Source organism: Pseudomonas sp. B21-054 (assembly GCF_026016345.1).
Lineage (GTDB): Bacteria > Pseudomonadota > Gammaproteobacteria > Pseudomonadales > Pseudomonadaceae > Aquipseudomonas.
Genome location: NZ_CP087204.1, coordinates 5,851,288 through 5,864,462, shown reverse-complemented (window position 1 = coordinate 5,864,462; position 13,175 = coordinate 5,851,288). Strand labels below are relative to the sequence as shown.

Here is a 13,175-nt window from a genome sequence, read left to right as displayed (position 1 = left end):
GCGCTTGATGAATACGACGTCCATCCAGCACCGCCAGCGCGGCATGGCCTTGCTGGTCAGTTTGGTCTTCCTGCTGCTGCTGACGCTGATCGGCCTGTCGTCGATGCAGAGCGCCACCCTCCAGGAAAAGATGACCAGCAGCGTCATGCTGCGCAACCAGTCTTTCCAGATCGCCGAAGCGGCGCTGAGGATGGGCGAGAGTGCGGTGCAGGTCGAGACCTATTCCTTGCCAGTCTGTACCTCCACTAGCCAATGCGCGCCGCCGCCTGAGTCGGCCACCGTTAACGCGGCGGGACGTTATTCTTCTTCGGGAGTGACCTGGGTCGCCGCCGCTGGCGGGTTTTATGGGGTGCAGAACATCGGCACCACGCTCGCGGCGGTCAATGTGCCCAGCAATACGTCGGCGACGCTTTACAGGATCACGGCGGTGGCTGTGGTGGGGAATAACCAGCGCAGCGTGGTGGAGAGCATTTATGCGAAGTACTAAGGTACGCCGCCATTGGACGCAGGCGCTGTGGGGCGCGCTGCTCAGCCTTTACCTGGCGGCCCCGGCGTATGCGTTCACACCCTCGGATTCGCCGCTGTTGAGTGCGGCTGCGGTTACGCCGAACGTGATGCTGCTGATCGATGATTCGGGGAGTATGAATAACATCATCTGGGCGGCGGGGTTTGATCCGGCGGCGACACAGACGCGCACTTATGCCTGCAGCGCCAGTAACAACTGTAACGACAGGTATGAGCTCGACTTGGAGGATTCGAACATCCTGTTGGTAGGTCTGTTGCGTGGCGGTTGCTCGTCTGGCTGGTACGGTTTCTATCGACCCAGCGTTGGCCGGGTCTGTCTGCGGCTACCTGACCCAGTGGGGAGCGGCAATACCCGTTACACGGCCAAGTACCTGGCGTATCTGGTGACCCTGGCCAACGGTTCAAGCCGGGATTTCACCACCGGCACGATTCCCAACGACTATCGAATCAACGTGGCACGGGAGGTCTCCAACGACTTGGTCGCCGCTAACCGCGCCTTGCGCATTGGTCTTGCCACCTTCAACCCGCCCAACAGCAGCAATTCCGGTCCGGGGGGCTACATCGCCCGCGCTATCAGCGACCTGTCACCGGTCACCGGCAGCGTGACCCAGACCCAGGCCAACACCAACTACAGCGCCCTGATCAACGCCATCAACGCGCTGGGCGCTGTCGCGAATACGCCGCTGGCCGAGAGTTATTACGAAGTCACCCGTTACTTCAGGGGCATGGCGCCGTACTACAACGGCACGCCGAGCACCTACACCAGCCCGATCCAGTACCGTTGCCAGAAAAACTTCGGCGTGGTGATCACCGACGGCTTGCCCACCTATGACCGGACGTTCCCCACCAACGACCCGCAGGGTACCCCAACGGGTGGCGCCCGGCTGCCCAACTGGGATGGCATCAGCACCAACGATGGCGACAACCCCAGTGGTGACAGCGAGGGCGACACGCTGTACCTGGACGACATCGCCAAGTTCGCCTTCGACATCGACATGCGGTCCACCGGCACCGATGCCACCGGCCAGAGCTGGAACGCCACGGATTTTCCCCGGCAGTACCTCAATACCTACACCGTGGGGTTTGCCGTTACCAACCCGATGCTGTCCGACGCCGCCCGTTACGGCGCGGGTAAATACTATCCGGCGACCGACAGCGAAGGTCTCAACTCTGCGTTGGCCTCTGCCCTGAGCGACATCACCTCCAAGGCTGGATCCGGGGGCGCTGGCACGACCAATGCCGCCACGTTGTCCAGTACCTCCAGCTACTACCAGACCACGTATGACCCCAAGGACTGGCGCGGGACCATCCGGGCGTTCGGTTTTACCTCGGCCGGCACGGTCAATAGGGCCGCAGCGCAATGGACCACCGACACGGCCATCGTGCCCGGTGCCACGGCACCGATTTATCAGTCGTGGAATACCGCAACCAACGTGCCGGTCACCCTGGCCTACGCTAACTTTTCACCCATCCAGCAAACCAGCCTCAGCCAGAATCTGCCCACGGGAATCACCGGCAACGATCTGGTGGAATGGAGCAAGGGCGTCAATAAAACCGGCTTGAAGGTGCGCAGTGTATTGCTGGGGGACATCATCAACTCGCCACTGGTGCTGGCATCGCCTAATGAGCAGACCGCCGCGGATTTGCTCAACGACACCAGCTACAGCACGTATCTGACGACCAAGGCGACGAACATGAGCGCCAACCTGGTGGTGAACGCCAACGACGGTTTTTTCAGTGTCATCAACAGCGCCAACGGTACGCGGCGTTACGCCTACATGCCGTCGAGCGTGCTGCCCTCGCTGGTGAACATTGCCGACACCAATTACGTCAATGGCGTGAGCCACAAGTTTCTGGTGGATGGCCAGATTGGCGTATTCGATACGCAGTCGGGAAGTGCCTGGAAGACGGTGGCCGTGGGCGGCACTGGCGCCGGAGGCAAGACGTTCTTCGCGGTCCAGTTGTTCGATGCGGCGGCGGGCAATGCACTTCGGGCGCTGTGGGAAATCAGCGCACCGACCGTTGCCAATACGGCCAACGCCTTCAATGATCTGGGCTACGCCTACGCCCGCCCCGAAGTCGCCCGCCTGGCGGATGGACGCTGGGCGGCGTTCATCTCCAATGGCTATGGCAGCAACAGCGGTGTGGCGGCGCTGTACGTGGTGGATATCCGCGACGGTTCGTTGATCCGCAAAATCGTCATCAACAGCAGCGAGACCAATAACGGCCTGTCGTCGGTCAAGCTGCGGGTCAACTCCCAGAACGTGGTTCAGGCAGCGTACGGGGGCGACTTGAGAGGGCGGATGTGGAAGTTCGACCTCAGTGGTACTTCCCCGACCACATGGGGCGTCGCGTTTTCCGGCCAGCCGTTGTTCACCACGTCCGGTGGCGCGACCCAGCCGATCACCGTTCAACCGTTGCTGGCAGCCAATCCGCAGGGCGGTACCCAGGTATTTTTCGGCACCGGCAAGTTCAACGAAACGGCGGACAAACTCAACAAGGACCTGCAAGGGTTCTACTCGATCTGGGACGCCACCGGCGGCGCCGGGCAAATCACTGTGTCGAGCCTGCAGGCGCAGTCCATCACCGGGGTGTTCTCAGGCACCACGGGGCAGTTCGTAACCACCAGCCAGAACGACGTGGCTTATCCTTCGAAAAAGGGCTGGTACCTGCCCCTGGTGTACAACAACGTGCTGACTGGGGAGCGGGTGATCAACCCGGCCAATCTGGTGAGCGGGCGCGTGGTCTTTACCACGGCCGCCGTGGACACCACCGACCCGTGCGCCAGCTTCGGTACCGGCAAACTGATCGAAGTGGATGCGTTCAACGGTAAGATGCTCAACTACGCGGTGCTCGATACCAACGGTGACGGTGCGCTCAATACCCTCGACACGATTTCCAGCGGGGTGGTCTTCACCGGCGGTATCCCGACCTTGAGTGCCGTCGTCAGCGCCAGCGGGGCCACCAACATGATCGTCAACGACTCCAGCGGCAACATCACCGAGTTGCTGGAAAAAACCGTGGGCGGCAGCCGTCGCATCATGTGGCGTCAAATACAGTGAGAGATAAGGTATGCGCAGATCCAACCGGGGTTTCACCTTGATCGAAATCATGATCGTGATTGCGATCATCGGTATCGTGATCACCGTCGGCTATCCAAGCCTGACCGAATACATGAAGAAAGGCCGACGCACTGAAATCGCCGGGCTGTTGTCGCAGCAGGTGCAGATTCTCGAGCGTTATTATTCGAAGAACAATGTCTACAGCAATGAGACGCCCGGCCTGAGCGGCGGGAATGATTTCTACACCATCAACCGGGCGCTGACGGAGCAGAGTTTCACCCTGACCGCCGTGCGCAAGAGTGGCTCGTCCATGGCGACGGACAAATGCGGTGACTTCAAGATCACCAATACGGGTGCACGAACCGTTGAAAACGCCGCCGCCGGGGTGACCACCAAGGATTGCTGGGGCCGCTGAGTTTCTTTCATTCGGGTGCTGTCTCGCGCCCTCTGTCTTATGAGTCGAATCAGAACATGACCAGGCAACAGCAAGTGGTGATTGTCGGCGGCGGAGTCATCGGCCTGCTGACGGCGTTCAATCTGGCGTCCGAAGGGCAGCGAGTGGTGCTGCTGGACCGTTCCAGTCTCGGCCAGGAATCGTCCTGGGCCGGCGGCGGTATCGTTTCGCCGCTGTACCCGTGGCGCTATAGCCCGGCGGTCACCGCGTTGGCCCATTGGTCGCAGGATTTTTATCCACAGTTGGGCCAGCGTCTGTTCGCCGCCACCGGGATCGATCCACAAGTGCATGTCACCGGCCTGTATTGGCTGGACCTGGACGATCAGGATGAGGCGCTGGCCTGGGCGGAGCGGGAAGGGCGTCCGCTGCGGGCTGTGGATATCTCCTCTGTTCATGATGCCGTGCCGGTACTGGGTCCTGGTTTTTCCCGGGCGATCTACATGGCCGATGTGGCCAACGTGCGTAATCCGCGCTTGGTGAAATCCCTCAAGGCTGCCTTGCTGGCGCTGCCCAATGTCACGATTCATGAGCACTGTGAAGTCAGTGGGTTTATTCGCGAGGGTGAGCGTGTCGTCGGGGTGGACAGCTCGGTAGGGCCGATGCATGGCGATCAGGTGGTGCTGGCCGCAGGTGCCTGGAGCGGTGAATTGCTCAAGACGCTGGGGCTGAAGTTGCCGGTCGAGCCGGTCAAGGGCCAGATGATTTTGTACAAGTGTGCGTCGGATTTTTTATCGAGCATGGTGTTGGCCAAGGGGCGTTATGCGATTCCGCGTCGTGATGGGCATATTCTGGTTGGCAGTACGCTGGAGCGTGAGGGCTTCGACAAAACGCCGACTGAGGCTGCTTTGGACAGTTTGAAGGCTTCGGCGCAGCAGTTGATTCCGGCGCTGGCGGGGGCTGAGGTGGTTGGGCATTGGGCTGGGCTGCGGCCTGGGTCTCCGGAGGGTATTCCCTATATTGGCGAAGTGCCGGGGGTTGCGGGGCTGTGGTTGAATTGTGGGCATTATCGCAATGGGTTGGTGTTGGCGCCTGCGTCGTGTCGGTTGTTTACGGATCTGATGTTGGGGCGGGAGGCGGTGATTGATCCTGTGCCTTATGCGCCGGCGGGGCGGTTGTAGGTTCGGGGATTTTTTTACTGAGTACATATCCGTTGCTGCGGTAACGGCTACTTAGGGTTCCGCCCTTACGGCGGCTCACTTTTGAGAAGCGCAAAAGTAAGCAAAACGCTTGTGCCCCACCACTCGGTGCCTCGCCTAGGCTCGGCATGCCCGAACGCAGGCATCGCTCCGTGGGCCGCCGCGAAGGGCCATCCATGGCCCAGCGCGGCTACCTCGGCATCCATGCCGAGATGCCCACTGCGCAATACCTACGTTCGGCCATCGTGGTTAATGGGGCGTCGAGATCAACGTCCGACGCGAGGCGGCCTTATAGCCGACCTGTCTCTTTTGTCGTACTCCGACCCAATTGTGGGAGCGGGCTTGCTCGCGAAGAGGCCAGTACAAACGACATCCTGGTTGACTGCGGTCGCGTCTTCATAGCCTCAGCCTGTTCACGATAATGGTAATTCCGTGACATCGCGGTTGGATTTCCTACCGTCATCGCGAGCAAGCTCGCTCCCACATTTAGACCTTCAACAGCCACAAATTTTGTATACGCCACACATCCCTTGTGGGAGCGAGCTTGCTCGCGATGAAGTCAGCAAACGCAACATCCTCATCGACAGTGACATCGCCTTCGCGAGCAAGCCTGCTCCCACAGGAGGAACGCGATCCCACCCAAACCAGGCCGGCTATCAGGCCGCCTCGCAGTGGACGTTGATCTCGGCGCCCCATTAACCACGCTGGCCGAACGCAGGCATTGCGCAGTGGGCATCCCGGCATGGATGCCGGGATAGCCGCGCTGGGCCATGGATGGCCCTTCGCGGCGGGCCCACGGAGCAATGCCTTCGTTCGGGCACACCGAGCCTAGGCGAGGTGCCGAGTGGTGGGGCATAAGCGCTTTGGTTACTTTCGCGCTTTTTCGAAAGTGACCCGCCGTCAGGGCGGAACCCTAAGTAGCCGTTACCGCAGAAATGGATATACACACTCCCGATGTCCTGACAGCCAAACCAGAATTTGTGGGAATGGTCGGACAACCTTCTAATTTAAGCAGACATTTCCGACGAGTTCTGGCGGTTGCCGGGTGGGAAGGGCTCTAGCTAACCTTCTCCCGTCGCTGCCAATTCAGCGTCCGGGCGTCGCGGCCCGCAAAACTTGGTAATCCATTCCCCTTTTGGAGTACCGCAATGTGTAACAAACCTCCATCACCTTCAGAAACCAATAACGCATCGCCCAACTCCAGCCTCAACCCCAAAAAACTCGACGAAGCCGCCAAACGCGCCCTCGACTATTACCTAGCCCCAAAGCCTGAAGCCAAAAAGAAACCACCCTCAAACCAGCTATTCACTGTCGTGGACGGCATCGACACCGAATGCCTCCTCGCCAACCTCAGCGAAACCCTTGCCTCAGCCAACGCAACAATCAGCGACCTGGCCTTCGAACTCGACGGCTCGCGAAGGTATGTTGCATTGGGTGTGCAACAGCTGATCGAGCTGAGCGAGTTGCTGGCCAATCGGGTGCTGGACGAGCAGGTGCCGGTGGCGAAGGGCTAGAAAAGCTGCCAAGGCGAACACAGCACCTGTGGTGAGGGGATTTATCCCCGTTGGGCTGCGAAGCAGCCCCAAAAAGCAGCGACTCAAACAACCTGATACACCGAGGTGCCAGGTTCGGGGCTGCTGCGCAGCCCAGCGGGGATAAATCCCCTCGCCACACACTTCGGTGTAGACCCAGCCATTTGATTGAGCTGAACCGGCCACACGCTCAATCCAACCCCAACTTCTTCAACCGATACCGCATCGACCGAAACGACAACTTCAACCGCTGCGCCGCCGCCGTGCGGTTCCAGCGGGTTTCCTCCAGGGCCTGGAGGATGAGTTTGCGCTCGACGTCTTCCAGGTAGTCTTCCAGGTTATCAACCTGCATCAAATCGGGGTTGCCCGCCTCAGAGCTGCCATTACCCTCGGCCAGGCGCAGGTCGTCGGCTTCGATCTGTTGATGTTCGCAAAGGGTGTAGGCCCGTTCGAGCATATTCTCCAGTTCCCGCACATTGCCCGGGAAACGGTAGTTGCGCAGGGCGTCCAGCGCTTGGGGATGAAGCTTGACCGTAGGGCTGCCGGCGTTGGCCGCCAGGCGCTGGAGCATGTGCTCGGCCAGCAGCCCAATGTCTTCGCGGCGTTCACGCAATGGCGGCACGCGCAGTTCGATGACGTTCAGCCGATAGTAAAGGTCCTGGCGAAAGCGCCCGGCGGCCACTTCGCCGTCCAGGTCCTTGTGGGTCGCGCAGAGGATTCGCACATCCACCACTTCTTCCTGCTGGCCGCCGACGGCACGCACGGCTTTTTCCTGGATCGCCCGCAGCAGTTTGACCTGCATGGCCAGGGGCAGGTCGGCCACTTCATCGAGGAACAAGGTCCCTCCATGGGCGGCCTGGAACAACCCAGGTTTGTCTTCGATGGCGCCGCTGAAGCTGCCTTTTCGATGACCGAAAAACTCGCTTTCCATCAACTCGCTGGGAATGGCCCCACAGTTGACCGGTACAAAACGCTGGTTGGTGCGGGGACCTTGTTCGTGGATCAACCGGGCAACCAGTTCCTTACCGCAGCCTGACTCCCCGCTGATGTATACCGGTGCCTGGCTGCGGGCGAGTTTTTCGATCTGTTTGCGCACGCTGCGCATCGGAGGGGAGTCGCCCAGCAGGCAGCGCTCGATGGTGGCGGCAGGTGTGGTGACGGATGGCAGGCGCAAGGCGCTGGTGACCAGTTCCCGCAGGCGGCCCAGGTCGACCGGTTTGGTCAGGAAGTCGAAGGCCCCGGCCTTGAGCGCGTCGATGGCGGTTTCCAGGCTGCCGTAGGCGGTGATCATCGCCACGGGGAGTTGGGGGTAACGCTGCTGGATGTGCTGTACCAGTTCCAGGCCGGTACCATCGGGCAGGCGCATGTCGGTCAGGCACAGGTCGAAGGTTTCGTCCATCAGCAGGCTTTGGGCCTCGGCGAGGTTCTTGGCGCTGCGGGTGTCGAGTTTCATCCTTCCCAGGGTGATGTCCAGGAGTTCGCGGATGTCCGGTTCGTCGTCGACGATCAGGATTCGTTGCCGTGAGCGAATATTCAAATCTGTTTCCGTCCGTGAGCAAAGGTGATGCGAAAGCAGCCGCCGCCTTGGCGTGGTTTGAAGTCTAGGCGGGCCTGGTTGCTTTCGCACAGCTCACGGGACAGATAGAGCCCAAGGCCAGTGCCCTGGTTGCTGGTGGTGAAGAAGGGCTCGAACAGATGCGCTTGCTGCTCCGCTGGGACGCCGGGGCCGTTGTCGAAGATATCCAGTGTGGATAACTGACTGTCGGGGTCGATGAACAGTTTCAGCCAGGCCTCGGCCTGTTCATGGAGCATGGCGCTGTGGCGCCAGGCGTTGCGCAACAGGTTGTCGAGCACTTGGGTCAACTGGTCGGGATCCATCAGCGTGGTGTAGTCGCCCGGGTCGATGCTCAGGTGCAATTGCTGGGGCTCGGTTGCGTTTTCGCGGGACTGGCGGACGAACTGCTCAAGCCAAGCCCGCAGATCCAGGCGTTGGGGCGTGGTTTGCTGGCGGCGGGACAGTTGCAGGACGTTTTCAATGACGCGATTCATTCGTTGAGAGTGGTCTTGAATAATCTGCGTCAGACGTCGATCCGCGTCGTTCAGTTCCTCGGATTCGCGCAGCAATTGCGCCGCATGACTGATCGCCCCCAAGGGGTTGCGGATTTCATGGGCGATACCGGCGGTCAGGCGCCCGAGAGAGGCAAGTTTGAGTTGCTGGGCGTGCTGGGCGACCTGGGCCAGGTCTTCGAGGAATACCAGGGTCTGATGCTGGTCATTGTGCCCCAGGGCGATGAAGCTCGGTTGCAGGCTCAATCCCGTGCTGGAAACGGTCAGGCTTGGCGGGCGCAGGCTGGGGTTGTTCAGCCACAATTGCAGGCGCTCGACCAGGGCCGTGGAGTAATCGTCGATGGGCTGGCCGACCAGATCGTGCATGCCCAACAGGTTCAGCGCGCTTTCGTTGGCCAGTTGTACCCGGCGCTCGCGATCAAGCACCAGGATGCCGGTGCGCATGCGTTGCAGGATGAGGGCATTGAGCGCTTCGAGGCCGATCACTTCGCTGGCGCGTTGCTCGGCCAGGGTTTCGCTGGCTTCCAGTCGCCGGGTCAGGCCTTGTACCAGCAGGGCGGCGGCGAAACACAGCGCCCCCAGGGTGCCGGCCTGCAAGTAACTGCTGGGACGGTTTGAATCGCTCAGGCCGAGGAAGAACGTCGAGCTGACGATACCAATCGTAGCGACGGCGGCGATCAACAGGCCGATTCGACCGCGCAACAGCGTGTTGCCGATGGCGACCGAGACGATGAGCAGGTTGCCGATAGCACTGGGGGCGCCGCCAGCGGCGAAGAACAGCCACGAAAGCAACAGCACGTCGGTAAGGGCGAGACCGAACAGCCGGGCAGGGCGGCGGGTGTTTTCCAGGAACACCACCAGCAGGATGTTCAGCACCAGGTACAACCAGATGCCGCTGCGCAGCAGGTCGTCGTTGGCGAACTCCAGCAGGCGATTGTCCATGTTGCTGGAGATCAGCAACACCAGGGTGATGCCGATGCTCAGGCGGTACAGGTGGTAGAGACGCAGCAAGCGCTGCGCCTGTTTGACGCGCGGGCTTGAGGCCTCAGCGCTCACGAGTGCCCGGGCCTTGCTCGAGATGAGCCTGGCTGCAATACCACTGTTGTTCGAGGGCCAGCGCCCGGTCACGAGGCAGGTGTACGCCGCAATGGGCGCAACGAACCATTGGGGGGGCGTCTTGCTCCGGGGTGGAACGCGACGCGCGGGGGCCGGATTTCATCCCGCGAAAGATCCATATGGCGGCGGCAACGACAGCGAACAAGATCAATAAACGAAGCATGATGGGCGGCTTTCTGGCGAGTGATCCGGCAGTTTAGCCAAAGGACTGGAACGGCGCACAGCGCAATAAAGGCCAGGCACAAAAAAGGGAGACCCGTGGGTCTCCCTTTTTGAGTTGATCGCTCCCACACGGAGCGTGGGAGCCATCATCGTCAGGTGTTTTTCGATTGATCAGTCGAACACGCCGAAGGTCATGTAGCTGAACCAGGAACGGTCGCTGGACTCGCTCTCAGGCTCTTCTTCCTCGATCACGTCGCCATTTTCGTCCTTGGGCTTGAGCTCGTTCGGAATGGCTTCCTTGGCATCCTGGAATTGACGCTGTACGTCCTGGTTGGCGCGGGTTTCACCCGGTGGCAGCGGTGGACGGGACTCGATCAGGCCCAAGGTCGCCTTGCTCAGCCACGAACGGTTGTCGGCTTCGTCAACCCGTGGGGTGAACTGGCCATCGACCAGCGAAGGGTGATCCGGGTAGTTCAGCTTGAGGGTTTCCAGGCTGGTGGCCGCCAGGTCGTCCAGGTGCAGGCGCTGGTACGCTTCGGTCATCACCGCCAGGCCGTCGCCCACCGATGGGGTTTCCTGGAAGTTCTCCACCACGTAGCGGCCACGGTTGGCGGCGGCGACGTAGGCCTGACGGGTCAGGTAGTAGTCGGCCACGTGGATTTCGTAGGAGGCCAGCAGGTTGCGCAGGTAGATCATGCGCTGCTTGGCGTCCGGCGAGTAGCGGCTGTTGGGGAAGCGGCTGGTCAGTTGGGCGAACTCATTGTAGGAGTCGCGCGCGGCGCCCGGATCACGCTTGGTCATGTCCAGCGGCAGGAAGCGCGCCAGCAGGCCGACGTCCTGGTCGAAGGAGGTCAGGCCCTTGAGGTAATAGGCGTAATCGACGTTCGGGTGCTGCGGGTGCAGACGAATGAAGCGCTCGGCGGCGGACTTTGCAGCTTCCGGCTCGGCGTTCTTGTAGTTGGCGTAGATCAGCTCCAGTTGAGCCTGATCGGCGTAGCGCCCGAACGGATACCGCGACTCCAGCGCCTTGAGCTTGGCCGTGGCGCTGGTGTAGCTGTTGTTGTCCAGGTCGGTCTGCGCCTGTTGGTACAGCTCGACTTCGCTCAGGTTTTCGTCTACGACTTCCTTCGACGAGCAAGCAGCAGTCAATGCGAGGATGGCGATCAGCAGCAGGTGTTTCACTTGCATGGCGGCTTGCGTCCCTATGACGGCCGCTGTCTTGGGCGGGGCCGTCCTGTTATGATGAGCGCCCCGTTGAAAAGCCTCGGGGCAAAAGACGCCGTATTTAACCACAAGCGCGCAGCCGAAACCAAAGGCTGTGCCGACGCCCAGTCCGAGCATGTCCGATAAAATAGAACTTCGCGCAGAGGTGCCGTCCGAATTGGGCGGCCAACGCCTCGATCAAGTCGCCGCACAACTCTTCGCCGAGCACTCTCGCTCGCGCCTTTCCGCCTGGATCAAGGACGGCCGCCTGACTGTGGACGGGGCGGTGATCCGCCCGCGCGACATTGTCCATGGCGGTGCCATCCTCGAGCTGACTGCCGAACAGGAGGCCCAGGGAGAATGGGTCGCCCAGGACATCGCCCTGGACATCGTCTATGAAGACGATGACATCCTGGTGATCAACAAGCCTGCGGGCCTGGTGGTGCACCCGGCGGCCGGTCATGCCGACGGCACGCTGCTCAACGCCTTGCTGCATCACGTACCGGACATCGTCAATGTGCCCCGTGCCGGCATCGTGCACCGCCTGGACAAGGACACCACCGGTCTGATGGTGGTGGCCAAGACCATCCAGGCGCAGACACAACTGGTCACACAGCTGCAAAGCCGCAGTGTCAGCCGTATCTATGAATGCATCGTGATCGGCGTGGTCACCGCCGGTGGCAAGATCAACGCCCCCATCGGCCGTCACGGCCAACAGCGCCAGCGCATGGCGGTGATGGAGGGTGGCAAGCAGGCGGTGAGTCATTACCGCGTGCTCGAACGCTTCCGCTCCCACACGCATGTGCGGGTCAAGTTGGAAACCGGCCGTACCCACCAGATTCGCGTGCACATGGCCCACATCAACTTCCCGCTGGTGGGCGACCCAGCCTACGGTGGACGTTTCCGCATTCCGCCGGCCGCTAGCCAGACCATGGTCGAATCGCTGAAAAACTTCCCGCGCCAGGCGCTGCACGCGCGTTTCCTGGAACTGGATCATCCGACCACCGGTAAACGCATGAGCTGGGAGTCGCCGTTGCCGGATGACTTCGTCTGGCTGCTGACCTTGCTCAAGCAGGACCGCGAGGCGTTCATCGGATGAGTGACTGGCTGATACCCGACTGGCCCGCGCCGGCCCGGGTAAAGGCCTGCGTCACCACCCGTGAGGGCGGCGTCAGCCTGTCGCCGTTCGACAGCCTCAACCTGGGCGATCATGTGGGCGACGACCCGTCGGCCGTCGCCGAAAACCGTCGCCGTCTCACCGAACACTTCGCCATCACGCCGGCCTGGTTGCAGCAGGTCCATGGCATTGCCGTGGTCGAGGCTGACCCGACCCAGGTGGCGACCGCCGATGCCAGCTGGACCACCACGCCGGGTATCGCGTGCGCGGCGATGACGGCGGACTGCTTGCCCGTGCTGTTCTGCAACCGTGCCGGCACCCGCGTCGCGGCGGCCCATGCCGGTTGGCGCGGATTGGCGAATGGCGTGCTGGAGGCCACCCTGGACAGCCTCGAAGACCCCGCCGATGAAATCCTTGCCTGGCTCGGCCCGGCCATCGGCCCGCAAGCGTTCGAAGTCGGGCCCGAGGTGCGTGAAGCCTTCATCGCGCAGTTGCCACAGGCGGCACAAGCCTTCGTCCCCAGCCGCAACGCCGGCAAGTTCCTGGCCGACATCTATGCCCTGGCACGTTTACGGCTGGCGGCGCGGGGTGTCACGACGGTTTACGGTGGCGGCCTGTGCACCGTGACCGATCCGCGCTTCTTTTCCTACCGCCGCGCAGCGCGCACCGGTCGCTTTGCCTCGCTGATATGGATCGAACGCTAGACTTCTCTGATCTGCATCAACAGTGCACTGCTTGAATCTTCCAGAATCGACCACATCTATAACGGTATCTGGCAGGTTTCTTCATTCAGGATGTTTT

At 61.3% G+C, this 13,175-nt stretch carries 11 protein-coding genes; 7 read left to right on the top strand and 4 right to left on the bottom strand.

Annotation, left to right across the window (positions count from 1 at the left end; genetic code table 11):
- The first annotated feature begins 7 nt into the window (after positions 1–7).
- The 5 genes from LOY70_RS25445 (at position 8) to LOY70_RS25425 (ending at position 6,691) form a co-directional block, all read left to right on the top strand.
- Complete coding sequence (locus LOY70_RS25445) at positions 8–487, top strand: PilX N-terminal domain-containing pilus assembly protein (RefSeq protein ID WP_265030370.1); 480 nt, start codon at positions 8–10, stop codon at positions 485–487.
- Positions 474–3,587, top strand: a complete 3,114-nt coding sequence (locus tag LOY70_RS25440) for a pilus assembly protein (protein WP_265030368.1) — start codon at positions 474–476, stop codon at positions 3,585–3,587. Before LOY70_RS25445 ends, LOY70_RS25440 begins: the two co-directional genes overlap by 14 nt.
- Before the next feature lie 10 nt (positions 3,588–3,597).
- Complete coding sequence (locus tag LOY70_RS25435; RefSeq protein WP_265030366.1) at positions 3,598–4,002, top strand: type IV pilin protein; 405 nt, start codon at positions 3,598–3,600, stop codon at positions 4,000–4,002.
- A 56-nt stretch (positions 4,003–4,058) separates the two neighbouring features.
- Entirely contained in the window at positions 4,059–5,159 is a 1,101-nt protein-coding gene (thiO, locus tag LOY70_RS25430; RefSeq protein ID WP_265030364.1) for a glycine oxidase ThiO, read from the top strand.
- A gap of 1,166 nt (positions 5,160–6,325) precedes the next feature.
- Positions 6,326–6,691, top strand: a complete 366-nt coding sequence (locus LOY70_RS25425) for a DUF6124 family protein (RefSeq protein ID WP_265030363.1) — start codon at positions 6,326–6,328, stop codon at positions 6,689–6,691.
- Positions 6,692–6,899: 208 nt separating this feature from the next.
- Here the strand turns inward: LOY70_RS25425 and LOY70_RS25420 are convergent, their stop codons facing one another.
- From LOY70_RS25420 to LOY70_RS25405, 4 genes are all read right to left on the bottom strand, one after another.
- The gene (locus LOY70_RS25420; RefSeq protein WP_265030361.1) at positions 6,900–8,246 is read right to left on the bottom strand and encodes a sigma-54-dependent transcriptional regulator; all 1,347 of its coding nucleotides are present in this window, start codon (positions 8,244–8,246) and stop codon (positions 6,900–6,902) included.
- Entirely contained in the window at positions 8,243–9,832 is a 1,590-nt protein-coding gene (locus LOY70_RS25415) for a sensor histidine kinase (protein ID WP_265030359.1), read from the bottom strand. The genes LOY70_RS25420 and LOY70_RS25415 overlap by 4 nt, the downstream gene beginning before the upstream one ends.
- Positions 9,822–10,055: a PP0621 family protein gene (locus tag LOY70_RS25410; RefSeq protein ID WP_123344866.1), complete on the bottom strand. Its 234-nt coding sequence runs from the start codon at positions 10,053–10,055 to the stop codon at positions 9,822–9,824. The genes LOY70_RS25415 and LOY70_RS25410 overlap by 11 nt, the downstream gene beginning before the upstream one ends.
- 170 nt (positions 10,056–10,225) lie before the next feature.
- Positions 10,226–11,242 (bottom strand): outer membrane protein assembly factor BamD, encoded by a 1,017-nt coding sequence (locus LOY70_RS25405; RefSeq protein WP_123344867.1) that lies wholly within the window; start codon positions 11,240–11,242, stop codon positions 10,226–10,228.
- 151 nt (positions 11,243–11,393) lie between these two features.
- Here LOY70_RS25405 and rluD point away from each other — a divergent pair, with 151 nt between their 5' ends.
- Both rluD and pgeF read left to right on the top strand, forming a co-directional pair.
- A complete protein-coding gene (gene rluD / locus LOY70_RS25400; protein ID WP_192263756.1) occupies positions 11,394–12,356 on the top strand; it encodes a 23S rRNA pseudouridine(1911/1915/1917) synthase RluD in 963 nt (320 codons plus the stop codon).
- Positions 12,353–13,078, top strand: coding sequence for a peptidoglycan editing factor PgeF (gene pgeF, locus LOY70_RS25395; protein WP_265030354.1), 726 nt, complete (start codon positions 12,353–12,355; stop codon positions 13,076–13,078). The genes rluD and pgeF overlap by 4 nt, the downstream gene beginning before the upstream one ends.
- Positions 13,079–13,175 lie beyond the last annotated feature (97 nt).